Genomic DNA, 24880 nt, shown 5'->3' with positions numbered 1-24880 from the left:
GCTAAGAAGTTGCTTGAGGTACTGGGTTGCATTGATAATAGTCATGGCTTCGGGCGTGTCGGTTTTTTTTGCGATTAAATCAGATCACAAACGAAGCCTTTTTTCTATCTATTTCAATTGGTTGTAGCTAAAGATCCTGTACATGTACCACGCCTACCTCTCGTGGCTGCACCAGACCGACGAGAAGAGCATAGAGCGCAAGCGTGAAGAGGCCGACCTGCTGTTTCGCCGGGTCGGCATCACCTTCAACGTCTACGGGGATGGGGACGGCGCCGAGCGCCTCATCCCGTTCGACAGCATTCCCCGCATCATTCCCGCCCGGGAGTGGCAACATCTGGACAAGGGGATCCGCCAGCGCGTCACCGCCCTCAATGCCTTTCTGCACGACATCTATCACGATCAGCGCATCCTGAAGGCGGGAGTGATCCCGGCCGCCCAGATCCTCACCAATGCCCAGTACCAGCCCTGCATGCAGGGGGTCGACCTGCACCGGGACACCTATGTCCACATCACCGGGGTCGACATCATCCGCAACCACGACGGTGAGTACTATGTGCTGGAGGACAACCTGCGCACCCCCTCCGGGGTCTCCTACATGCTGGAGAACCGCAAGATGATGATGCGCCTCTTCCCGGAGCTGTTTCACAACCAGCCCATCGCGCCGGTGGAGCGCTACCCGGCCCTGTTGCTGCAGACCCTGCGCGAGAGCAGCCCGGTGGACAACCCCTGCGTGGTGGTGATGACTCCAGGACGCTTCAACAGCGCCTACTTCGAGCACAGCTTCCTCGCCCAGCAGATGGGGGTGGAGCTGGTGGAGAGCGCGGATCTGGTGGTCAAGGATGGTCAGGTGCTGATGCGCACCACCACTGGGCTGAAAAGGGTGGATGTCATCTATCGCCGCATCGACGACGACTTCCTGGACCCCCTCGCCTTCAACCCGGACTCCCTCATCGGCGTGCCGGGCCTGCTCTCTGTCTACCGCGCCGGCGGCGTGGTGCTGGCCAATGCCATCGGCACCGGGGTGGCGGATGACAAGTCCATCTACCCCTATGTGCCGGAGATGATCCGCTTCTATCTGGGGGAAGATCCCATTCTCAACAACGTGCCCACCTGGCAGTGCCGCGAGCCGGCTGCCCTCTCCCACGTGCTGGCCAATCTGGAGGAGCTGGTGGTCAAGGAGGTCCATGGCGCCGGCGGCTACGGCATGCTTATAGGCCCCTGCGCCAGTCGCGAGGAGCTGGCCCGTTTTCGCGAGCTGCTCAAGGCTCGGCCGGACAACTACATCGCACAGCCGACCCTCTCCCTCTCCACCTGCCCGACTTTCGTCGACGCCGGCATCGCCCCCCGCCACATCGACCTTCGCCCCTTCGTCCTCACGGGGCAGGAGCTGCGCCTAGTACCGGGCGGCCTGACCCGGGTCGCCCTCACCGAAGGCTCCCTGGTGGTCAACTCCTCCCAGGGCGGTGGCACCAAGGACACCTGGGTCATGGAGGGCAGCCCATGCTGAGCCGCACCGCAAGCGAACTTTACTGGATGTCCCGCCACCTGGAGCGGGCGGAGAACACGGCGCGCATGCTGGACGTCACCCAGACCATGTCGCTGATGCCCTCCATCGACGCCGATCACAGCGAGCTGGTGGCGCCTCTCACCATCAGTGGCACCCACGAGCCCTTCCTGGCCCGCTACGGCCAGGTGAACATGGAGAACCTGCTGCAATTCTTCTGCTTCGACGAGGAGAACCCGAGCAGCATCTTCAGCTGTCTGCGCATGGCCAGGGACAACGCCCACGCGGTGCGGGGCAAGATCCCCGGTGAGGTGTGGGAGAGCATCAACGCCGCCTGGATAGAGATCCGTCGGCGGCGCCAGGCGGGGCTGTCCAGCGGTCAGGCACAGGAGTTCTTCGACTGGATCAAGGAGCGCTCCCACCAGTTTCGCGGCGCCACCTATGGCACCATCATGCGCGGTGACGTGCTCTGGTTCCTGCGCCTTGGCACCTTCATCGAGCGGGCCGACAACACGGCGCGCATCCTGACCGTGAAGTATCAGGTGATCCGGGAGGACGAGGACAGCGTGCGCGAGTTCTACCGCTGGAACGCCCTGTTGCGGTCAGTGGGCGCTTACGAGGCCCACCAGACCCTCTACAAGACGCTCTCCCATGCCTCCATCGCCGAGCTGCTGCTCCTGCGCAATGAAGTGCCGCGCTCCCTGCGGGCCTGCCTCGACGAGATGGAGCACATCCTGGCCCAGATCGAGGGCAACGCCGGTCAGACGCCCCGGCGTCTCACCACCATACTCAACGCCCATCTGACCTATGGCGCCATCGACGATGTCTTTGCCCTCGGCATGCAGGCGTACCTGAGGGATTTCCTCAGCGACATCGGCGCCATCGGCCAGAGCATCCACGCCGCCTACCTGGAGGTATTATGAGACTCATCATCGATCACCAGACCCGCTACCACTATGCCGACGTGGTGCGCCGCAGCACCCAGTACCTGCGCCTGACCCCCCACAGCACGGCCCGCCAGCAGATCCTCTCCTGGGAGCTGGAGCTGCCGGGGGAGGCCACCTGCACCACGGACGGTTACGGCAATATACTGCACGTGCTGAGCCTGGAGTCCCCCCACGAGGGGATCCTGATCCGCGCCCACGGGGAGGTGGAGATCCGCGACGACGCCCCGGAGGATGAAGAGAGCTCTCTCATCTCCCCCCTGAGCTACCTGAGGCCCACCGCCCTCACCCGCCCGACCCCGGCCCTGCAGGATCTCGCGAAGGCCTGCCTGCCAGAGGAGCCGACCCTGGCCGACTTGCAGAGCCTGATGGCACGCATCCTGGTGCTGATGCCCTATCAGCCCGGCAGCACGGACGCCACCTTCAGCGCCGACGAGGCCCTCGCCTCGGGCAGCGGCGTCTGTCAGGACCACACCCATGTCTTCCTGACCTGCTGCCGCCACGCCGGCCTGCCGGCCCGGTACGTGAGCGGTTACCTCTACAGCCAGGACAACAGCCACGTGGCGATGCACGCCTGGGCCGAGGTGTGGATCGAAGCGCGCTGGCACACCTTCGACGTCACCAACCTCACCAGCTCCACCAGCGAGCACCTCAAGCTCGCGGTCGGCATGGATTATCTGGATGCCTGTCCGGTGCGCGGCGTGCGCTATGGCGGCGGGTGCGAACAGTTGCAGAGCCAGGCGCAGGTGACCCGCCTGGATGGACAGCAGCAATGAGAGCCGGGATCTCGGCCGCGGGGGCCTGCCCATGACCTATTGCGTTGCCATGTGCCTGCAAGACGGCATGGTGTTTGCGTCCGATTCGCGCACCAATGCGGGGGTGGATCACATCGCCACCTTCCGCAAGCTGCACCTCTTCACCGGGGAAGACAGGGTGCTGGTGCTGCAAAGCGCGGGCAATCTGGCCACCACCCAGAGCGTCATCAGCCTGCTGACGGAGGGGCAGGAGCTCCTTGCCCTCCCCAGCCTCTACGAGGCTGCCGCCCTCATCGGCCAGACCATACGCACCGTCATCAGCCGGGATGGGGGTCAGCAGCAGGGCCATATCAACTTCGGCTGCAACATGCTGCTGGGGGGGCAGATCCGGGGGGAGCGCCACCGCCTTTTCCACATCTATCCGGAGGGCAACTTCATCGAGGCGAGCGCCGACACCCCCTACTTCCAGATTGGTGAGAGCAAGTACGGCAAACCCATCCTCGATCGCATCATCCACCATGAGACGCCGCTTCAGACCGCCCTGCAGTGCGCCCTCATCTCCATCGACTCGACCCTGCGCAGCAATCTGTCGGTGGGCTTGCCCCTGGACGCCCTGGTTTATGCCGAGGGAAGCTTCTCGGCGGCACACCTGCACCGCATCACCGAACAGAACCCCCACTTCGTGGCGCTGCGAAAGGCCTGGGGCGAGGGGTTGCAACAGTTGTTCCAGGGTCTTCCCACCTTCCCCCTCTAGGCCGGGCGGGAGGCGCCAAGGCGCTTTCCCGCTCCTTTCTTTCCGGATATTCTGGCTGCCTTCCTTTTCGATGGAGTTTCCCATGCGCCGCTTCAACGTCATGCTCAACGGCAGCCGATTGATGATGTTCCCCTTCTATGTCTGCATCCTGATCTGTGTCGCCCTCCTGATGGTGAAGTTCGCCATGCAGCTCTATGTGCTGTGCCGCGACATCATCGACATCCACTACCTGGATCTCATCACTGGGGTACTCACCCTGGTGGACTTCGTGCTGGTGGCCCAGATGCTGATCCTGGTGGCCATCTGCGGCTATGTGCAGTTCATCAAGACCCCGGAGCAGCGGGCGGCCCTGGGCGACAACTGGCTCAGCAAGATCAACTTCGCGTCCCTCAAGCTCATCGTCATCAACTCCCTGGTCACCATCGCAGGCATCGAGGTGCTCAAGGCCTTTCTCGACGACGGCACCGGCAACGAGACTGAGATGAAGTGGTCGGTCATCGTGTTTCTGGCCTTCTCCACCGCGGCGCTTATCTATGCGGTGACCGAGCGGCTGGCGGATCACAAATAGGGCCCCATTTCATTCAGGATCTATTCATCAAGGGTCGAATTGATAACTCTTTTCATTACCCTTCCCCCATTGTAAACTTGCCCGCCCCGGGTTGAAGCGCCCGGGTGCTGGAGCACCCATGACGAGTCTTTCCCTCTCACCGCGACAATGCTGGCAATGGCTGGCCTACCACCATCAGGCGGCCGAGGGCGCCCTCTACCTGATGTTCTTCTCCGGCCTGCTGCTGTGGGAACCCCTGACCCCGGTCTGGTCCCTGGCACGCTGGAACCTGTTTTTGCACGTTGCCCTCTCGCTCACCCTGTTCCCCTTGCTGTTTGGCGCCTTCTGGCTCTCCCATCGCAACCTGCTGCGCAAGAGCCGCAAGCCTTTCCTGCGCACCACGGGGCGCATCATCGAAGCCTTGCTGCTGGTGTGCCTCGCCAGCGGGTTGCTGTTGGTGCTGCACGGCACCCCGGGCGATGGCATGGGCAACCTTGCCAGCTGGGCCCACTGGCTGAGCGCGCTCGCGTTGACTCCTCTGGTGCTGCGCCACGCCTGGCGCTGGACCATCTTGACATGGCGCACCTGATCTTATGTTGAAGTTGTTGTTATCCCTGATGTTCGCCGCCCTGTTGCTGGGGACCGCCTCGGCCCAGGAGATGGGCGCCGCCATGATTGCCTATGACGAGGGGAGCGCCCCGCGCCTCGTCACCGCCAACCAGAGTGCCGGCTCCGTCACCCTGCTTGAGCGTGATAGCGGCAAGCGGCTCAAGGAGGTGCAGCTGGGAGGCGATCTGCGCCAGCTGGCCCGCGCAGACGACGGCACCCTGCTGGTCACCGATTACAGCGGCGATCGCCTGCTGCTCTTGGAGGATGATCTCACCCTGGACAAGGCGATCCCCACCGGCCATAGACCCTATGGCGTTATCTTCGATCCCAAGCGTCAGTGGTTCTGGGTCACGCTGTTCGAGGGAGGGCGCCTTCAGGCTTATGACAGGGCGGGCAACCTCCAGCTGGATGCAAAAACCGCCGAGACTCCCCGCGGGCTGGCATTGACCAACGACGATCGCCTGCTGCTCACCCACGCCATGACAGGCCAGCTCGCCATCTATGATCTCGCCAAACTTGAGAAGGGCGCTACCCTCCCCAAGCCCAAGCTCATCACCCTGGCGGAAACCCACAGCGATACCCCGAGCGACTCCCAGGGCTTGCCGCGCCTGCTGGACGGCATCGCCCTCTCCCCCGATGGCAGCGAAGCCTGGCTGCCCCATGTGCTCTGGAGCTTCGACCACCCCTTCCAGTTTCAGAGCACCGTCTTCCCGGCGGTCTCCATCATCGATCTCGATGAAGAGAAGGAGCGGGTCGATGAAAGAAAACAGCTCTTCTTGCAGATCAACCTGCCCAGTGTCGGCAACCGCAGCCAGATCGTCTCCAACCCGTTCGCGGCGCGCTTCGCCGCCGATGGCAAGCGGGTCTACCTGACCCTGGCGGGTTCCGAAGACTTGCTGGTGTTCGACCTGTCGCGCAGCGGCAAGCAGAACAGCAACCGCCACCGCCGCAAGAAGTTTCAGGGGGGCGCCAAGGCGACCCAGCTCTTGCGTCACCTGCCGGGCCAGAATCCGCGCGATCTGCTGATCGATGGCGACCACATCCTGGTCCACAACGTCATGGGGCAGGATCTCACCCGTCTCAATAGCGGCGGCAGCGGCCCGTTTGCCCGGGTCACCGTCGATGTGCCCCACTTCGCCAAGCTGGTAGAGACCGATCCCCGCCCCAAAGCCCTCAAGCGCGGTGAACGATTGTTCAACCTGGGTAATACTGCCGCCAACAGTCGCTTCCCCATGGCGGGGGACAACTGGATGAGCTGCAACTCCTGCCATCTGGACGGGTTCAACTTCACCAACCGCTATCTGATGGCGGCCCATCGCCAGCAGAGCGGTGACAACGCCATCAACGGCCACGCCAACCTCGCCAACATGGTGGCGGGGGACTTTATCGGCGAATACCTGCGCATGACCCAGCAGACCCAGGGCGGCATGGGTCATGACACCCGCGATGGGGCCGAAGCGGTCGACCCCGCGAGGCCCCAGCCCGAGGTGCAGGCGATGATGGAGGATCTGCACGCCTTCGTGACCAGTGACGGCAACCTCCCCTATCTGGCCAACTGGCTTAGGCTCGATGCCCCGCGCAGGGATCCTGCCAAGGCGCCGACCACTCATCCGAAGGAGTGGCTCAACTCCGCCTCCTGCCAGAACTGCCACCAACAGGCGTTCAAGGACTGGAGCGAGAGCAACCACCGGCTGATGGGCAACTCCCACCCCTACTACAAGGTGGTGCAGGCGCTGGCCCGCGAAACCGAAGGGGAGGCCTTCGGCCAGTGGTGCCAGGGCTGTCACATGCCTCAGCAGGTGCTGAACGGCCAACAGGATCTGCCCAAGGGCTCTCACATGTTCGAGCAGGGCGGTGCTTCGCTCATTGCGGCCCACCAGAAAGGCGAGCCCGTGGTGGAGGAAGGGACTGGCTGTGTGCTCTGTCATCGCATCACCAAGCTCGAGGATGCCGGCGGCAACAGCGCCTTTACGGTCAATTTGAAAGACCGCGAGAGCTATGTGTTCGAGGATACCCCGGGGGGCAGCCTCCAGCACTGGCTGGCAGAGCGGCAGATCAACGCCCGCCCCGCCATGCACAAGGCCTCCTACCAGAAGGATTTCTACCGGGACGCGGCCCTGTGCAAGTCGTGCCACAACGAGTTCGCCCCCGGCACCGGCGCCAATATCGTCAACACCTGGGATGAGTGGGAAAAATCCAGCTTCGCCAAAGCCGAAGATCCTGCCAAACGGCGCACCTGCATCGACTGCCACATGAACCCTACACCTGGCAACGGCGGCGCGCCGGTGGCGGGCCAGTCCACCGAAAACGGCACCGTGAAAGAGCGGCTCTATCGCCACAACTTTACCGGCGCCCAGCATCAGCTGGTGGGGCTGAGGAGTGCAACCCTTGAGCAGGAGAGCCTGGCGCTCTTGCGCTCCAGCGCCACCCTCTCGGCCCGCATTGAAAACCAGAGCGGCCAACCCGCACTGGTGGTGAGAGTCGCCAACACCGGCGCCGGCCACGCCCTGCCCACCGGGGTCGCCGATTTCCGTGAACTCTGGCTGGAGCTGACCGTTACCGACGCCAGCGGCAAGCTGGTGCTTGAAAGCGGCCAGCCGGTGAACGGCGCCGTCCCTGAGGATGCGCGGCTGTTCAGAAAAGTGTTCGGCGATGCCGAGGGCAAGCCGGTGGGGCTCAAGTTCTGGCGCTATGCCAAGCTCCTTGAAGACACCCGCATCCCGGCCGATGGCTGGCGCGATGAAACCTGGCCGCTGCCGGCGGACGCTCAGGGGCCCTTCAAGGCCGATATCAGACTCAATTTCCGCACCTACCCCAAGTGGGTCAATGATGCGGTGCGCGCCGCCGAGCCGAGCTTGCCGGAGCCCCCCATAGTGCTACTCAATCGGCTGCAACTGACCCTGCAGCCCCTCCCCGTTACGCCCGATACGGAGCCTCAATCCTGATGTTCGCAAGTTTTCTCATTACCCTGCGCGAGGGGCTGGAAGCCTTCCTGCTGGTCGGCATCTGCCTCTCCTACCTCGCCAAGCTGGGGGCAAGCCGCTACAACAAGTTCATCTATCTGGGGGTGGGGCTGGGTCTTATCGCCTCCCTCGTCGTCGCCTTCCTGTTCCAGGTGGTGGTGAGCCAGTTCGAGAGCGAGCGCTATAACCATTTGCTGATGGCGGGGATCCTGATGTTCGCCACCCTGGTGCTCACCTATATGGCTATCTGGATGCAAAAACAGGCCAAATCCCAGGTGGGGGCCATGACGGCGCGCATCGATGCCGCCATCGACGGTGGCAACCTGTTTGGTCTGGTGCTGCTCGCCTTCCTGGCTGTGATGCGCGAAGGCTTTGAAACCGTGCTCTTCTTCTCGGCCCTGGTCTACTCCGGGCAAGGGGTGGATCTGCACCAGGGGCTGATGGGGGCGCTGGCCGGACTGCTGGTCTCTGTGGTGCTGGTGTGGGGGCTGCTGCGCTCCACCCGCAAGGTGGCGCTGGCCCCCTTCTTCCGCTGGACCGGCCTGCTCATCATCATCATCGCCGCAGGCTTGCTCTCGTCCGCCGTCAACATGTTGCAGGCAGCGGACGTCATCACCTTCTGGGCAACTCCGGTCTTCAACATCAGCCACATCCTCGACGATCAGGGGGTATTCGGCACCTTCCTGCGCGCCCTGTTTGGCTACAACGCCTCACCGGCCGGCCTGCAGTTGCTGACCTGGGCCAGCTACCTCATGATCTTTGTCACCCTCTGGCATCGCAGCTATCGCCCCCAGGGGAGCGCTGCCCCGACCAAGGGCTGAGCCCGGGAATCACACTCTGTTCGGGAGCCGCGCACAGGCGCGCTCCCCCAGCTATCACGCCGTTTCGGAACACTCATGAACGACAACAACAAGAAGCACATTGCGGTGCTGGGCGCCGGCCCCGCCGGCCTGATGGCCGCCTGGCGCCTGCGCCAGGCCGGTTTTGCGGTCACCCTGTTCGAACAGGAGCCGGTCGTGGGCGGCATGTGCGCCACCCAGACCTTCAAGGGGCGCGACGGCGAGTATCGCTTCGACTACGGCGGCCACCGCTTCATCACCAAGAACCCCGAGCTGCTCGCCTTTATCGACGAGCTGATGGGGGACGACCTGCTCCACGCCGAGCGAAAGAGCGTGATCCGCTTTGGCGGGCGTACCTATGACTACCCCTTGAACCTGCCCAACCTGCTCAAGACGGCGCCGCTCGCCCTGATGGCCGGTGCGGTGAAGGATCTGCTGCTGTTGCCCTTTGCCAAGAAGCCCACCGATTTTGCCAAGGCGAGCTTTGCCGAGTGGATCCAGAGCCACTTTGGTCGCACCCTCTACCGCCAGTTCTTCGAGGGCTACACCGGCAAGTTGTGGGGCATCAACCCGGACAAGCTCTCCGCCGACTGGGCCGGCCAGCGCATCAGCCTGATCGATCTCAAAGACGTGGCACGCCGCCTGCTGCCAAGGCGCAACGGCAGCATGTCGGTGCGCACCTATGCCCGCAAATATCGTTATCCCAAGTACGGCTTCGGCCAGATCTTCACCACCCTGGGGGAGCGGTTGGTGGCCGAAGGGGTTGAGCTGAAAACCGGCGCCACCATCACCCGCCTTGAGCAGACCGATGGCCGCATCGAACGGGTGTATTGGAAACAAGATCACGTTGAACAGAGCGAGCGCTTTGATCAGGTGATCTCCACCCTGCCGCTGCCGCTCACCTGCCAGCATCTGGGCTTGCCGTGCGATCTCCACTACCGGTCGCTTCGCTTCGTCAATATGCCCCTCAAACAGGAGAACCTGTCGGACAACACCTGGCAGTACCTCTCCGACCCCCATATTCTGGCGACCCGCCTGCAGGAGCCGCGCCGGCGCAGCCCCTTTATGGCGCCTCAGGGGCAAACATCCGTGATGCTGGAGATCCCCTGCAATCCGGGGGATGCCACCTGGCAGGCACCGCTCTCTGATCTGCGCGGTCGGGTCACCGCCGATCTCGCAAGCCTCGGCGTCGATACCCAGAAGCTCGGCGATGAGACTTTTGAAGCACGCAGCGAGTACGCCTATCCGCTGATGGATCTGGGTTATCAGGCCCGCCGCAACGAAGCCATCAAAGCGCTGATGCCCATCACCAACCTCATCATGACCGGCCGTCAGGGGACATTCCGCTACATCTTCACCGACACCGCCATGGAGATGGGGATGATGGCCGCCGACATGGTGATCGACGGGGTGGACAGACGTCACGCCATCTTCAATCATCGCAACGAAAATACCGTCATTGAAACCCAGAGCGTGGCCTGACCGCGCCATTGGCATAAGTAAGGAGAACAGGATGACCATCCGCCCGGGTTTACTTGCCCTCACCCTGCTGCTGACCCTGAGCGGTCAGGCGCAGGCTTACTCCTACGCCGCCGCCGGCAAGGAGCCGCTGATCGACGCTCGCGAGGCACTGCTGGGCACAGCCACTGACGGCAAGGATGCCAGCGCCACCTTGAGCGAGATTGCCGAGGAGCTGACCTATCTGGAACAGCACCACCAGGTGGAGCTGCAAACACCGCTGGCCGCCGCCATCAAGGCCAAAGACGCCGCAGCCACCGCCGCCCTGCTCAACCGGGCCTACAAGGCGGAGATCGAGCGCCGCCTCGAGGGGGCCAGCCAGAACCTTGGCGACTACCAGACCGCCAAGGTGCTGGTGGTCAAGAGCAAGCGCTTCCTCGACTTGATCCTCCCCTCCCTCGATGAAGGGGATCGCAAGGCCGCCGAACAGGCGCTGGCCAAGGTGCTCGATGCCATCGGCAACCCGGGAGTGTTCGGGGTGGGTGCCAAGCCCGCCGACGCCGCCGCCTTTGCCACAGCGGAAAAAGCGCTGATGGCCGTGCTGGCGCCGCTTTGATGACCTCTCATCGATGATGACGACCCCCCTCATCCCCACCCCTTCTCCCGCAAGGGGAGAAGGGGGGCGTCATCACGGCCGATTACGCTTCGCTAATCGACCCTACTTGCTGATCCTGCTGCAACTGGCCTGGCTTGGCTGGCTGCTGACCTTCCCCGTGGCGCTCGATTCCGACGATGCCCTCAACTTTGCCCACGGGGTGGTGCGCTTCAGCGTGCTGGAGTTCTCTCCCCACTTTCCAGGCTACCCCGCCTTTATCTGGCTGGCGCGGCTGATCAATCTGGCGGTGGACGAGCCGGCCCGCGCGGTGCAGGGGGCCAGCCTCTTGGGGAGCAGCTTGCTGGCGCCGCTCGCCGCCTCCCTCGCGGCCAGATTGTGGCAGCGGCCCAGCCTGCTGGTGCCGGTCTGGCTGCTGGTGCTGGCCCTGCCGCTCACCCCGACGCTCGCCCTCTCCGGCCTGTCCGACGGGCCGGCGCTGGCCGCCTGGCTGGGCGCGCTCCTGGCTTTGCAACAGCGCAAGATAGCGCTGGCGGGTCTGCTGTTGGGCCTTATGCTGGCGCTGCGTCCCTCCTACTTCGTGCTGGCCCTGCTGCCCCTTTGGCTGGGGATGGCGCAGCAGGGCACGCGCGTCAGGTTTGTGCTCCCCATCGCGCTGGTGGGGCTAGCCTGCCTGCTGTTTGTCTGGCAGGCCGATGGCTGGGCCTATTTCAGCGAGGGGCGGCGCTTTACCGACGGCCACTTTACCCTGTGGGGCAACACGGCGGCAGCCCACGGGTATCGACTGCTGAGCTGGGCGAATACCTTCAACGATCAGCTCACCCCGCTCTGGCCCCTCTTGATGGGGGCCTTGCTGGTACTGCCACTCTGGCTACGGTCAAAGGATCACAATCCAGCCCCCTCCGTGCTCTGGCCCCTCTACTGGCTCGTTCTGCTGCTCTGGACCCTGGTTGGCCAGAATCCGGACAATCCCCGTCATCTGGCCCCCATCACCCTGCTCGGCCTCGTGCTGCTGGCAGGCTGGCTGCCGCGCCGGGGCGAGCTGCCAGCCATGCTGGGAGCCCTGTTGCTGCTGCTCAGCACCCTCACCCCACCGGTGGCACCAGCCATGACCCGGGCCGCCAGACTGGCCGAACAAACGTGCCCGGGGCTGGTGACCCAGTGGGGAGTGAGGCTGCTTAGGGAAACCACAACCCTGCCCGTCACCGACGGCTGGTACCGGGGGGATGCCGCCCTTGCGCTCACCCAGGGGGCCTGCCGCCTCAGCCGCCGCCCCCTGGGGGCAGAGGCGCTACCAGGCCCTTATGACACCCTCTGGTTTTCCCCCCGCTTTCACGCCGAACCCGGCCTCTGGCTCGCCCTGCCCCGCTGAACCGGGCGCTTGCGAGGGCATCGCACGACTCGTCTACACTCACTGCGCATGGGCCTGGCAGGGAGAGGATGAATGAAGGGAGGCAAGGAGTGGGCACTGGTGCCCCTGATCCTGGCGCTGGCCTGCGCCCTGCTGATGCTGCCGCTCTGGTGGCAGGGGGGCAGCCAGGGACACGATCTGTTCCACCACCTGCTATCCGGCCACTACTTTGCCCGCCAGCTCTGGCAGGGGGAGCTCTATCCCCGCTGGCTGATGGCCATGAACGGCGGCTTCGGCAGCCCCACCTTCTTCTTCTATCCCCCGCTCCCCTACTACGTCAGCGCCCTCTTTGCCGGGCCCGGTGCCCACCCCCAGCAGGCCATCTACCCTTTACTTGGCAGCGCCACCCTGGCCCTGCTGCTCTCTGGGGTGTTTGCCTATCTGTGGCTGCGTGCCACCACGCCCCCTGGCCGGGCCCTGGCCGCCAGCCTGCTCTATCTGGCGCTGCCCTATCATGTCGCCATGGATCTCTATGCCCGCTTCGCCCTGGCGGAGTTCTGGGCCTTCGCCTGGGCTCCCCTTATCCTGCTGGGGCAGGATCTCGCCCACCGCGGACGACCTCAGGGGTTGCCCCTGCTGATCCTGGGGCTGGCGCTGCTGGCCTTCTCCCACCTCCCCAGCCTCTTGCTCATGATGGGGCTGGTCACCTTGCGCGCCTTCTGGTTCGCCAGACGCACCCGCACTCTGACGCCCTGCTGGCAAGCCCTCGGCGCCCAGGGCGTGGGGCTTTGCATGGCAGCCGCCCTGCTGCTGCCCGCCCTGGCGGATCAGGGGGCCATCTCCATGGAGCTGATGCGCGGCGGCATGTTCGACTACAGGCGCAACTTTCTCGACCGCCTGCCCAGCGCCTGGGAGGACTGGCGTTTTCGCGGTCACCTGGCGTGGCAGAGCATGCTGACCCTGGTCCTGCTGCTCATCGCCTGGGCCGCCGCCCGGGAGCCGCGCCACCCCGAGCTGCTGTGCTGGGGGGCGATCGGCGTCGTCGCCTTCCTGATGATGCTGCCCCCGAGCCAGCCTCTCTGGAGCCTGCTTCCCCCCTTGCAGCGGGTGCAGTTTCCCTGGCGGCTCAACCTGGTGCTCGCCCTTGCCACGGTCGCCGTGGTGGCGCTCGGCACCCAGCCCCATCGTCTCTGGCAGGGGCTCTGGTGGGGAGTATTTCTGCTGACCCTCCTCTCCACCCTGGCCTATGTACGTCACGCCCCCCTCACCCAGGCCCCCGAACGAGAGGCCATGGCATTCGAGTTCGACAGCAAGCGCAGTGCCCGGGAATACAGGCCAAGGCAGGTGCCGGGGGGCATGTTCGCCCCGACCCTGCTCGCCTGGAAGGAGGAGTTCCAGCCGCCTGTCAGCGCCGAACCGCCAGGCGCGAGCTGGAGCCTGACCCGCTGGCAACCCCGCGCCCTGGCGCTGGAGGTCAAGGCCCGGGTGCCGACCCGGCTGGTCCTGCACCAATACCATTACCCCGGCTGGGAGGCCCGCCTCGACGGGCACCTGGCGCTGACGGTGAGCGCCAATCGCCAGGGGTTGATGCAACTCTGGGTTCCGGCGGGCCACCACAGCCTCACCCTGACCCTGGCGGCGCGCTGGCCGGAGCGCACCGGCAATGCCCTCTCCCTGCTCGGATGGCTTGCCTGGCTCTGGCTGCTCTGGCGCCACACCAGACAAAAGGGCATCGGGCAGGATGCACCTGATCGCGCCCGCCAAAACTGATAGACTCAACACCTGCCTCTTAACCCGGCCCAGCCCACGACTCGGATACCCTATGCCCCAAGCCAGCTCCCTCTCCCCCCGTTTCCTCTTCATCCTGCTCGGCGCCCTGGCGGGCCTGACTCCGCTCGCGGTGGACATGTATCTGCCCGCCATTCCCGCCATCGCCCGGGATCTGGCTACCAGCATCGACGGCGCCCAGCTCACCATCAGCGCCTTCCTGGGGGGCTTTGCCATCGGCCAGCTCTTTTACGGGCCGCTCGCCGACAGCTTCGGCAGAAAGCCGGTGATCCTGGCGGGCCTGACGATGTTTGCCGTGGCCTCCGTGGGCTGCGCCATGGCGGACTCCCTGCCTGAGCTCCTCGCCTGGCGCATGTTGCAGGCAGCTGGCGGGGCGGCTGGCTCGGTGGTGGTCAACGCCCTGCTGCGAGACCTGTTCGAGAAGGATGCGTTTTCCCGCGCCATGTCCTTCGTCATCCTGGTGATGACCCTCGCCCCCCTGGTGGCCCCCGTGGTGGGGGGGTACATCAGTGCTCACAGCGACTGGCGGGTCATCTTCTGGCTGCTGGTGGCCATCAGCCTGCTCATCTGCCTGGTGATGCAGTGGAAGATTGAGGAAACCCTCAAACCCGAGCACAAGCAGCCCCTGCGACTCGGGCAGGTGCTTCGCAACTACTGGGGGGTGCTCTCCCACCGTGGTGCCATGGGCTATGTGCTGTGCGGCGCCCTGTCGAGCTCCGGCATGTTCGCCTTCCTGAGCGCATCCCCCTATGTCTACATCGAGTATTTCAAGGTGCCGACCGAGCACTACGGCTGGCTTTTTGGCCTCAATATCCTGCTGATGATGGTGGTCACCTTCGCCAACAGCCGGCTGGTGAAAGGGGTGGGTGCCGAGCGCATGCTGCGATACGGCCTGACCGTGCTGCCGCTCGCCGGGGCCCTGCTCATCTACAACGCCTGGAGCCAGACCGGGGGCCTGTGGGGCATCGTCATCCCCGTCGTGCTCTTCGTCGGCCACATCAGCCTGGTGGGGGCCAACGCCATGACCGGCCTGATGGGCCACTTCCCCCAGTCCGCAGGCACCGCCTCGGCGCTGGCGGGTACCCTGCGCTTTGGCCTTGGGGCCCTGGTGGGGGTACTGGTCAACCTCAATCCCCCCGAATCGCCGCTCCCCATGGCCATCGCCATCGCCGGTTGCGGCCTGGGGTCGGCCCTCAGTTACTGGCTGCTGAGCGGCAAGCGCGTCCCCTGATGCCTTGCAATGAAAAAGCCCTGTCCATGGACAGGGCTTTTTGCATCGGGGCGCAGGCCTCAGTCATCGGTCTGCAACCCGCTGCGCGCCAGGATCTCGCTCTCCAGCCCATCCAGGCTTAGCTGGTTCTTCTTGCGCCAGTAGGCCTCTATCCCCTCCTGCCCCTGGCGTGCCGACCAGTTGGCGAGATCCTCCCTGTCTCCCTGATAGTCAAACAGGGGCACCGACATGCCGCACGACGTCTGGACCCGTTCAATGTCCAGCAGGAAGATCTGGCGAGCCGCGACGCTTGGGGGGAACAGCGCCAGCAACGACGGCCACTACGGATCAGTGCGGTGCAGCACCCGTGCCTGGCCATAGGCCCGCAGAATAAGCGGCGCCCCCTCGAAGGCGCAAAACATCACCGTCATGCGCGGCTGTTGCAGCACCTGGGCCGCGGACTCGTTGCCGCTGCCGGTCAGGTTGAGCCAGGCCAGGGTGTGGGCATCGAGGACGCGCAGCGAATCCCCGCCCTTGGGGGAGAGATTGACCGATCCCTTCGCGGCTGCCGTGCCGACAAAGAAGATCTTCTGCCCCTCGATAAAGGTGACATGGCGCGGCGAAAGCGCCTCGAACAGTTGTCCCATCCTGCCTCTCCCTGGTGCCTGGAACCGGGTTGCCTAAAACAGGGCGCTGTTGAGCCACAGGTGCGCCCCTATGCCGACCATATAGCCAAGCAAAATGGCAGGCAACCACTTGAGGTGCCCGACGAAGGTATACATGCCCCTGGCCTGCCCCATCAGGGCCACCCCGGCGGCGGAGCCGACCGAGAGCAGACTGCCCCCCACCCCGGTGGTCAATGTCACCAGCAGCCACTGCCCCGTGCTCATCTGCGGCTCCATGGAGAGCACGGCGAACATCACCGGAATGTTGTCGATCAGGGCGGAGAGCAGGCCGATGGCGACGTTGGCCAGGGTTGGATCGCCGCCGTCATAGAGGAAATGGGAGGCAAGCGCCAGATACCCCATAAACCCGAGGCCACCGACGCACATCACCACCCCGTAGAAGAAGAGCAGGGTGTCCCACTCCGCCTTGGCAATCTTGTTGAACACATCGAACGGCACCACCGAGCCCAGACGCAGCAGCCTGGCCTCGTCCCCGGTGCGCTCATACAGCGCCCGTGCCCGGGCCAGGGTAACGGGCTGGGTCTTTCGCAGATAGAAACTGAAAAATTGCAGGTAGCCCAGCCCCATCATCATGCCGAGCACGGGGGGCAACCCCAGGAAGTGATGGCAGGCGACGGCGGTCACTATGGTGAGCACAAAGAGCAGCACGATGACAATGGCGCCGCGCCTTGGCACCACCATCTCGCCCGGCATGGCGGGCACCAGACGGGGCACCATCAGGCTCATCAGGGTGGCTGGCACCAGGAAGTTGAGCAGGGCGGGGATGAAGAGCAGCAAGAACTGCTGGAACGGCACCTTGCCCGCCTGCCACACCATCAGGGTGGTGATGTCGCCAAAGGGGCTGAAGGCGCCGCCCGCATTGGCCGCCACGACGATGTTGATGCAGGCCAGGTTGATGAAACGGCGCTCTCCATTGGCCACGTTGAGCACCACTGAACACATCAGCAGCGCCGTGGTGAGGTTGTCCACCACGGGGGAGATGAAAAAGGCGAGAAAACCGGTGAGCCAGAAGAGCGTGCGCAGGCTGAAGCCCGCCTGCACCAGGCGTACCCGCAGCACGGCGAACAGCAGCCTGTCCTCCATGGCGTTCACATAGGTCATGGCCACCAGCAAGAAGAGCATCAGCTCGGCATACTCCAGCAGGTTGTGCCGAAACCCGGCCTGAACCAGCTCGCTTTGTCCCTGCCCCGTATAGACCAGGCCGATGGCTATCCAGATGATGCCGGCGGCCACCAGCACCGGCTTGGATTTTCGCAGCTTCAGGTACTCCTCGGCCATCACCAGGGCGTAAGCCAGGACGAAGATGGCGAGGGCAAAGAGCCCGACCCCGCTGTGGGTCAGATCGAGGGGGCCGTTGCCCGCAGCGGCGGGGGCACTGAGCAGGGCCGCCCCGGGCACGAGGCGAAGGAGTCCAGACATGGCGGCATCTCCTGGCAGGCGTCTGGCATTGAGGCTAGCAGCGCAAAGGGAAGCCGCCTCTTTGTCATCCTGATGAGCGGCCCGCCGCGGGCACTCAGGCAAACATGAGCGAGGCCCGTTGCCGGGCCCCGTCATCAGGAGGTCTTCTTGCCAAAACCCGATTGCTTGAGGGTGTAGCCTGCGCTGTTTTGCCAGGCATCCAGCCCGCTTCGGTTGTTGCCCGCCACCAGGCTCGCGGCCAGGCTCGGGCTGTTGAAGAGCTGATCGGCGGTAAAGATGAAGCCCCCTTCGGGGTGGGGAACGAGCACCCCCTTGCCCAGCAGCTCCTGGCGCAGCTCGATCACCGCCTCGCGCAGGGAGGCCGCATCCTCGCCGTTGGCGGTGGAGCCCGCCTGGACCATGAAACCGGGGTTTTGCCGCTTGCCCACCGGATAACCATGGGCCTCTGCCCCCTTGCCATTGAAGTGGTAGAGCTCGCGCTCCCCCGGCTTGTTGTCGGAGAGGGCCTTTTGCAGGGTCATCAGCTCGTTGTAGATATCGATGGGGACCACGGCAGCCTGCTTGACGCCCTTGCTGTCGACGATAAAACTGACTTGCTTGTGTAACATCCTTGCTCATCCTGTGACCCATGGAAGGCCCTATTCTAACCACCTCAGGCAAGCGGGATCCAGCGAGGATCCCCATCCCTTTTGCAGGCGCGATCACTAACTGGCATAGTGACGGACATTGTGAAAGCCATTGACCATCAAACGGTTATCCCATGCTTAGCCTGTGCAACCTCAGTAAACGCTTCGCCAACGGCGGCGAGACGCTCCCCCTGTTTGAGGGGCTGGATCTCGCCCTCACCCCGGGGGAAACCTGCCTGCTGCTGGGGCAAAGCGGCTGTGGCAAGTCCACCCTGCTCAACCTCATCGCCGGTCTCATCGCCCCGGACGAGGGGGAGATCTGGCTGGAAGAGACCCGCCTCGACACCTTGCCGACAGACGAGCGGGCCCGGCTTCGCGGGCGCCATTTCGGCATCGTCTATCAGGATTTCAACCTGCTGCCGACCCTGACCGTGGCCGAGAACCTCGCCCTGCCCCTTCAGATAAACAACCTGCCCCAGGACGATGGGCGCCTCGATGCCCTGCTCGCGCGCCTTGGCATGAGCCACAAACGCCACGCCTGGCCGGAGCAGCTCTCCGGCGGCCAGCGCCAGCGGGTGGCGCTGGCCCGAGCCCTCATTCATCAGCCCCGTTGGCTGCTCGCCGACGAACCCACCGGGAGTCTCGACGAGCACAACGCCGAGCAGGTGATGGCCCTGATGATGAGCGCGGTGCGCGATACCGGCGCCGGTCTCTTGCTGGTGAGCCACAACCCGGGCTATGGCGACCTGGCGGATCGGGTGCTGCGCCTTGAAGGGGGACAGCTGGTCGAGCTCAAGGGGCGCCGCCATGGCTGACGTCTGCCGGGGGGCCTGCTGATGTTGCCGCTCAAGGCGCTGCTGCGCCTCTATCGCGCTCACCCCTGGTTGCTTTTGATGAGCCTGGCCGGACTCACCCTCGGGGTCACCCTGGTAGTGGCCATCGAGCTCTTGAACCACAGCGCCCGCACCAACTTCGTCGCCGCCCGCAGCCAGCTCGCCGGGGAGGCCAACTACCGCCTGGCCCCCCAGGGTGGCCTGGATGAGCAAGTCTACGTGAGGCTGGTGCGAAGCCAGCCGAACCTTGACGCCATGCCAGAGCTTCACGCCTGGCTCAAGGACGCCCAGGGGCGCAGCTTCCAGTTGCTGGGGATGGATCTCTTCAACCCCGGCCCCCTGCGCCGCCTCTTTGGCGATGCGCCAGACAGCCAACCCGATGTCTCGTTGAATCGCGCCGACAGCGTCTGGCTGGCCGCCCCCGAGGCGAGGCGCCTTGACTGGCAACCGGGCCAGTCGCGAACCTTTGTGCTGGGGGATGAGGGGCAACGCCCCCTGACCCTCACCCTGGCCGGTACCTTCGAGCCCGGCGCCGTGCCCATGGAGCGGCTGCTGGTGACCGACATCGGCCTCGCCCAGCCCCTGCTTGGCAAGGAAGGACGGCTCGATCGCATCGTCTTCAAACTCAGCGAGCAAGAGGCCAATACCTTGCAAAGAGCCTTGCAGGCGGCCCTGCAATCCTATGCCCCCCATCAGCCCCTCTGGCTTGAGCCCATCAGCCCGGCGCTCGATGCCAGCCAGCTCGGGGATGCGCTGGCGCTGAACCTCACCGCCCTCTCCCTGCTCGCCATGGCGGTGGGATTGTTTTTGGTGTTCAACGCCCAGCGCTTCGTGCAGAGCGTGCGCCGCCCCCTGCTCGCCCAGCTCATCATCCTCGGGATGCCGCCGCGCCGGGTGCTGCGCTGGCTGACCCTGGAGATCCTGATCCTCGCCACCCTCGGCACCCTGCTCGGGCTGCTGCTGGGGAGCCTGCTGGCCCTCGCCCTGATGGGGCAGCTCACCCAGGCGCTGGCCGACCTTTATGGCCCCAACCCCATCGACCTGCTGCGCCTCTCCCCGACGAGCCTTGGCAAGGCGCTGGTGATTGGCCTTCTGGGGATGCTTGCCGCCAACCTGCCCGGCTGGTGGCAACTGCTGCGCCAATCCCCCCTTGCGCTGCGAGAGGGCAACAGTCGCCCACCGGCTCACCCCTGGCAACGCCGGGGACTTGCCATCGCCATTCTGCTGCTGTGCGCCCTGTGTCTGTGGCAGCCCTCCACCGGCCTTGGCGGCGCCCTCTTCGTGGCCGGAGGCTGGCTGCTCGCCATGGCCCTCCTGCTGCCCGATGCCCTTCGCTCCTTGCTGGGGCGGCTGCGTGCACGCGGCCCCCTCACCGCGCGGCTCGGGGTGGCAGAAACCCTCTATCACCTGGATCGCACCGCCATCGCGGTGATGGCGCTGCAACTGGCCATCGCCGCAGCCATCGGCATCGGGGTCATGGTGTCGAGCTTTCGCTCGAGCGTGGAGATCTGGCTCGGCCAGCGCCTGGCCGCCGATCTCTACGTCACCGCCCCCAAGGGGGTGGCAGGCAGCAGGGGCGCCCTCGGCGAGCAGACCCTCAACACCATCCTTGCCGCGCCGGACGTGCGCGCCGCCTCCCGCCGCGCCGTGCTCCCCGCCCGCTGGCAGGGGCAGCCCATCGAGTGGGCGCAGATGGACTTTATTCCCGAGCTCAAAGCCGCCTACCCCTTGCTCGCCGGGCGCTGGCCCGCCGCTCCCGACGAGGTGCTGGCGAGCGAACCGCTGACGGTACGCCTCGGGGTCAGGGTGGGTCAGCGCCTCGAGGTAACCAGCGAAGGGGGGCCGAGGGCTTTCACCGTCACCGGCGTCTATCAGGATTACGGCAGCGACAAGGGGCAGATACTGCACGCCTTCGAAGGGGGCAAGGTGCAATCCCTGGCCCTCTTCAGCCCGGATCCCGAGCACCTTGGCGACAGGCTCAGGAGCCAGTTTGGCGAGCGGGTGAACCTGTTGCCCGCCCCCGCCATCCACGCCGCCGCCCTGAGGGTGTTCGATCAGACCTTTGTGGTGACCGAGCTATTGAAGTTGCTGATCCTGGGGATCGCCTTCGTCGGCATCGGCTCGGCCTTTATGGTGCTGGGGCTGGCTCGGCGCGGCGAGTTGCAGACCCTGCAAAGCCTTGGCCTGAGCCCGCGCCACTGCCGCCGGCTGCTGGTGTGGCAAGGGGCAGGCCTCGGGCTGCTCACGGCATTGTTGGCCCTGCCGGTGGGCTATGGCCTTGCCTGGGTGCTGATTGAGGTGGTCAACCCCCGCGCCTTTGGCTGGCGGCTGGCCTTCGAGGCCGCCCCCCTGCACGCCGTCACGGCGCTCCTGCTCGCCCCCGTCTGTGGCGCGCTCGCCTCCTGGTATGCCGCAAGGAGAGTGGTATGAAAGATTGGTTGGCGCACTGGCTCAGCCATGGCTTGACGTTCCCATTGACCAGATCTCTGTCACCGCCCCTGATTCAGTGCAGAGAAGCGCACAGAGCTGCCGCGAACCATCCCCTCTCCCTTCGGGAGAGGGGCAGGGTGAGGGGAATCTTGTCCTCTTGGCTTGCAGCCCTCTTGATCCCGCTTGTTGCCATAAGCGGCCACGCGCAGGCCAGCGATCTGGGGAGCATCCTGGGTGGCGGTAGCGATCACTTCAAAAAGGCCCTGCCGGGTCAGTCCATCCGCCTGCCCGCGGATCACGCTGCCCACCCCGACTACCGCTCCGAGTGGTGGTATCTCACTGGCAACCTCAAAGACGAGCAAGGGCGCGGCCACGGCATGCAGTGGACCCTGTTTCGCCAAGGCATTGAACAGGAGATCACCTCGGAGAACCCCTGGCTCACCCCTCAACTCTGGTTGGCCCAGTTCGCCATCACGGATGTGAGCAAAGGCAGCCACCAGCAGGACGAGCGCACCAGCCGCCAGGGGCCAGGGCTCGCCGGTGCCAGCGGCGGTGAGTATTGGCTGAAAGAGTGGGTGCTTACCTCTCAAGGGGAATCGCTCTTTCCCGCCACCCTCAAGGTGCAGAGCAAGGCGGGGGATCTTGATGTGAAGGTGAGTGCCGCCAAGCCCGCGGTGCTGCAAGGCAAAGCGGGTTACAGCGAGAAGAGCCCGGGCAACGCCTCCTTCTACTACTCCTACCCCCGCCTGACCATCAGCGGCACCCTGACCCTGGATGGCGAGACCCGCAACGTCAGCGGTGAGGGTTGGTTTGATCACGAGTGGAGCAGCTCGGTATTGGCCCAGTGGCAATCGGGCTGGGACTGGTTTTCGCTGCAATTTGACGATGGCCGCGAGCTGATGCTGTTTCGCCTGCGCACCAAAGCGGGCCACACTGAGCCTGAGAACCGCTACGGCATCCTGATCGAGCGGGACGGCAGCAGCCGGGTGCTGAACCCTGCGCAGATCCGCCTCACCCCCGGCAAGACCTGGCGCGGCCCCAAGGGGCAAGCCTACCCCATCGAGTGGCAACTGGAAGCCGCCGATTTGAACCTGACGATCCGCGCCCGCCAAGCCAATCAGGCCATGACGGGACGCTTCGACTACTGGGAGGGGGCGGTATCCGTCTCGGGGGATGCCAAGGGCGTCGGTTATCTGGAGATGACGGGGTATTGAGCCAACTGCGTGCTCTGTTTGTTCACTTTCCCTGCTTTATCTCTGTGGGGCCACCCAGTCCTAAATTACCGTATCTGCGATTCGGTTGTTTGGCGGGTCTGGAGCGCCATATCCATAAACCCTACTACAAACCGCCTGCCTTCCCCGATTTCTGATCTCCATCAAAAATACGTGCCAAATCTCTCCCCCAGTAAAACGTTTCACTCAACAAGTTGAGTTGCGCTTGGTAACCTACTCATCCGGCCCTCAGAGATTCAAAGACAGCCAGGGAGTGGTAATGGTTCAGCCCTATGCCATAAGGCTAACATCAGCACACAGGGAGCTGTAACCCCGTGCGGTAGCTATCCATTAATAAATGTCTAGATTACTAAACATCACGCCTAAATAATGTCTACCTCTCCTGACAACTCTCAGCACAGACCCATAAATATGACTAAGATACCTAAAAGAGACTTTGTTTTTCGAAAACATATGTCAATTGGCGAAGTTGATGCTGAAAATGACTCGCTATTTTTACATGATTGTTTTTTTGACACAGGTGACTATGATGTTTTGGAAGATACATACTCTTCACAATGCATTGTTTTAGGTCGAACAGGCTCAGGCAAGAGTGCATTACTTGAGAAATTAGAAAGCTCTAATGAGCGAGTCATTAGAATTGAACCTGATGAACTAGCATTAAAACACATATCAAATTCAAACATACTTACATTCTTTGAGGATCTCGGTGTCAACTTAGACATATTTTACAGCCTGTTGTGGCAACATACCTTTGCAGTTGAGCTAATAAAACACAAATACAACATAGACACACCATCTGCTAAAGTAAATTTCTTTGAATCTATTTCAAGATTGATATCTGGAGATAGAAAAAAACAACAAGCACTAAAATACATTGAAGATTGGGGGGATAAATTCTGGCTTGACACTGAAACAAGAATTAGAGAGTTCACCGAGAAATTAGAAAATTCTCTAGCATCATCTATCAATGCGGGATTATCAGAAATAAAATTCAATTTATCAGGAAAACAACAGTTAAGTGAAGAACAAATATCTGAAGTGGTTTATTATGGTAAAAGTGTTGTCAATAGTGTTCAAATTGAGAAACTCGCAAAAATCGTTAATTTATTAGCCGAAGACATATTCACTGACCCACAAAGAAAGACTTATATTCTTATTGACCGACTAGATGAAAACTGGGTTGAAGATGACCTCCGCTACAAATTAATTCGCGCCTTAATTGAAACCATCCGAAAATTCAGAAAAATTGAGACTGTAAAAATAGTAATAACTTTACGTACAGATTTACTTGATAGAGTTTTAGAAAAAACTAGAGACTCAGGATTTCAAAGAGAAAAATACAGTAATCTTTTCTTACCATTATCATGGTCGAAAGAGCAATTAACAGCCATGTTGGATGCACGAATAAATGCGTTACTTAAAAATAAATACACCAACTCAGAAGTGTTATTTTCTGATGTGTTTCCTAGTCGCATAGATAAAGTAACATCCTCAGATTACATATTAGACAGAACCTTACTACGTCCCCGTGATGCGATATTGTTCGTAAATACTTGTTTTAGCGAGTCACAAGGCCAAACTGAAATAACAAACTCCACTATTCATGCAGCAGAAAAACGCTATTCTGCGGGAAGAAAGGAATCTCTAGAGTATGAGTGGTTTGTTGAGCATCCATTTTTAGGTAAATATATTGATATCCTCAGCCACAAGTCATCAAGATTCAAAATAAGTGAACTAACAAAGGAGGAACTAGAGCCATTGATATTAGATTTGGTTGATATTCCAAAAGATAAGGAGGACTCCGTTTCAAAAGTTGCAAATGAATATTACACATCAGAATACCCAGAGTCATTAGCACATTTCACTAAATTCACACAGCATTTATTTTACACTTTATACAAGGTTGGCGTTATAGGAATAAAAATAGATGGTATTAGCTCGGTTACATGGGTTCATGATAAAACACAAGATTTGACGCCATCTAGAATTAAAACCACCTCTATAGTCTATATACATAAAATGCTGTGGCGAGTACTGGCGATTGATAAAAGAGTCTAAATCTTGATATCATTCACACGTTTCCGCACCATGTCACCTTGACCAAAATTCAAACTGGTTAGGTTTAAACAGCTTTAGATGACATATTTACGGTTGCTTCATATTAATGTGGTATCCGTCATTCCGCACCTGATTTTGCTATTTTCAGTGCTTGACGGCGATCGGCCGTTCTGATCTATTACTCTCTTTTGCAGGTAGATCATCATGGCCGCACCCGCTATCTCGATCCGTAACCTCGATCACCTTGGTTTGGTCGCC

The 24880-nt window shown here is 62.4% G+C and carries 19 protein-coding genes and 1 pseudogene; 17 read left to right on the top strand and 3 right to left on the bottom strand.

Annotated features, from left to right (window positions below; translation table 11 throughout):
* The first annotated feature begins 142 nt into the window (after positions 1–142).
* From MUW49_RS13105 to MUW49_RS13045, 13 genes are all read left to right on the top strand, one after another.
* Positions 143–1507 (top strand): circularly permuted type 2 ATP-grasp protein, encoded by a 1365-nt coding sequence (locus MUW49_RS13105; protein ID WP_244812874.1) that lies wholly within the window; start codon positions 143–145, stop codon positions 1505–1507.
* Positions 1501–2427 (top strand): alpha-E domain-containing protein, encoded by a 927-nt coding sequence (locus tag MUW49_RS13100; RefSeq protein WP_043155630.1) that lies wholly within the window; start codon positions 1501–1503, stop codon positions 2425–2427. Before MUW49_RS13105 ends, MUW49_RS13100 begins: the two co-directional genes overlap by 7 nt.
* The gene (locus MUW49_RS13095) at positions 2424–3224 is read left to right on the top strand and encodes a transglutaminase family protein (protein ID WP_043155628.1); all 801 of its coding nucleotides are present in this window, start codon (positions 2424–2426) and stop codon (positions 3222–3224) included. Before MUW49_RS13100 ends, MUW49_RS13095 begins: the two co-directional genes overlap by 4 nt.
* Entirely contained in the window at positions 3208–3957 is a 750-nt protein-coding gene (locus MUW49_RS13090; protein WP_244812873.1) for a peptidase, read from the top strand. The genes MUW49_RS13095 and MUW49_RS13090 overlap by 17 nt, the downstream gene beginning before the upstream one ends.
* Positions 3958–4039: 82 nt before the next feature.
* Positions 4040–4525: a YqhA family protein gene (locus MUW49_RS13085; protein WP_042075281.1), complete on the top strand. Its 486-nt coding sequence runs from the start codon at positions 4040–4042 to the stop codon at positions 4523–4525.
* Positions 4526–4643: 118 nt separating this feature from the next.
* Positions 4644–5093 carry a hypothetical protein gene (locus MUW49_RS13080; protein ID WP_244812872.1) on the top strand — a complete coding sequence of 150 codons (450 nt, stop codon included), beginning with the start codon at positions 4644–4646 and terminating at the stop codon, positions 5091–5093.
* Between the two features lie 4 nt (positions 5094–5097).
* The gene (locus tag MUW49_RS13075; RefSeq protein WP_244812871.1) at positions 5098–8058 is read left to right on the top strand and encodes a hypothetical protein; all 2961 of its coding nucleotides are present in this window, start codon (positions 5098–5100) and stop codon (positions 8056–8058) included.
* Positions 8058–8897: an FTR1 family protein gene (locus MUW49_RS13070; RefSeq protein ID WP_052814858.1), complete on the top strand. Its 840-nt coding sequence runs from the start codon at positions 8058–8060 to the stop codon at positions 8895–8897. The genes MUW49_RS13075 and MUW49_RS13070 overlap by 1 nt, the downstream gene beginning before the upstream one ends.
* A gap of 75 nt (positions 8898–8972) precedes the next feature.
* On the top strand, positions 8973–10397 hold the full coding sequence (locus MUW49_RS13065) for an NAD(P)/FAD-dependent oxidoreductase (protein WP_244812870.1): 1425 nt from the start codon (positions 8973–8975) through the stop codon (positions 10395–10397).
* Between the two features lie 31 nt (positions 10398–10428).
* Positions 10429–10989: a hypothetical protein gene (locus MUW49_RS13060; RefSeq protein WP_139737694.1), complete on the top strand. Its 561-nt coding sequence runs from the start codon at positions 10429–10431 to the stop codon at positions 10987–10989.
* A 106-nt stretch (positions 10990–11095) separates the two neighbouring features.
* A complete protein-coding gene (locus tag MUW49_RS13055) occupies positions 11096–12358 on the top strand; it encodes a hypothetical protein (RefSeq protein ID WP_244812875.1) in 1263 nt (420 codons plus the stop codon).
* Between the two features lie 72 nt (positions 12359–12430).
* Entirely contained in the window at positions 12431–14107 is a 1677-nt protein-coding gene (locus MUW49_RS13050) for a 6-pyruvoyl-tetrahydropterin synthase-related protein (protein ID WP_244812869.1), read from the top strand.
* Between the two features lie 52 nt (positions 14108–14159).
* Positions 14160–15356, top strand: coding sequence for a Bcr/CflA family multidrug efflux MFS transporter (locus MUW49_RS13045; RefSeq protein ID WP_010674385.1), 1197 nt, complete (start codon positions 14160–14162; stop codon positions 15354–15356).
* 59 nt (positions 15357–15415) lie between these two features.
* On the opposite strand, the pseudogene MUW49_RS22085 reads toward MUW49_RS13045, so the two are convergent.
* The 3 genes and pseudogenes from MUW49_RS22085 to MUW49_RS13025 form a co-directional block, all read right to left on the bottom strand.
* Positions 15416–15982 (bottom strand): annotated as a pseudogene (locus MUW49_RS22085) (pyridoxamine 5'-phosphate oxidase family protein).
* Positions 15983–16015: 33 nt separating this feature from the next.
* A complete protein-coding gene (gene nhaD, locus MUW49_RS13030; protein ID WP_244812866.1) occupies positions 16016–17440 on the bottom strand; it encodes a sodium:proton antiporter NhaD in 1425 nt (474 codons plus the stop codon).
* Positions 17441–17574: 134 nt separating this feature from the next.
* Positions 17575–18048: a DUF4357 domain-containing protein gene (locus MUW49_RS13025; RefSeq protein ID WP_010674381.1), complete on the bottom strand. Its 474-nt coding sequence runs from the start codon at positions 18046–18048 to the stop codon at positions 17575–17577.
* A gap of 152 nt (positions 18049–18200) precedes the next feature.
* Here MUW49_RS13025 and MUW49_RS13020 point away from each other — a divergent pair, with 152 nt between their 5' ends.
* The 4 genes from MUW49_RS13020 (at position 18201) to MUW49_RS13005 (ending at position 24622) form a co-directional block, all read left to right on the top strand.
* Positions 18201–18881: an ABC transporter ATP-binding protein gene (locus MUW49_RS13020; RefSeq protein WP_045525133.1), complete on the top strand. Its 681-nt coding sequence runs from the start codon at positions 18201–18203 to the stop codon at positions 18879–18881.
* 21 nt (positions 18882–18902) lie between these two features.
* A complete protein-coding gene (locus tag MUW49_RS13015; protein WP_244812865.1) occupies positions 18903–21329 on the top strand; it encodes an FtsX-like permease family protein in 2427 nt (808 codons plus the stop codon).
* A gap of 173 nt (positions 21330–21502) precedes the next feature.
* Positions 21503–22543, top strand: coding sequence for a lipocalin-like domain-containing protein (locus MUW49_RS13010; RefSeq protein WP_244812864.1), 1041 nt, complete (start codon positions 21503–21505; stop codon positions 22541–22543).
* Between the two features lie 429 nt (positions 22544–22972).
* On the top strand, positions 22973–24622 hold the full coding sequence (locus tag MUW49_RS13005) for a DNA repair ATPase (RefSeq protein ID WP_244812863.1): 1650 nt from the start codon (positions 22973–22975) through the stop codon (positions 24620–24622).
* Positions 24623–24880: the final 258 nt, after the last annotated feature.

This window comes from Aeromonas sp. LsrichE-8G (assembly GCF_022869435.1).
Lineage (GTDB): Bacteria > Pseudomonadota > Gammaproteobacteria > Enterobacterales > Aeromonadaceae > Aeromonas > Aeromonas caviae.
Note: the sequence above shows the minus strand (reverse complement) of the source record. Positions and strands in the feature narration are given on the sequence as shown.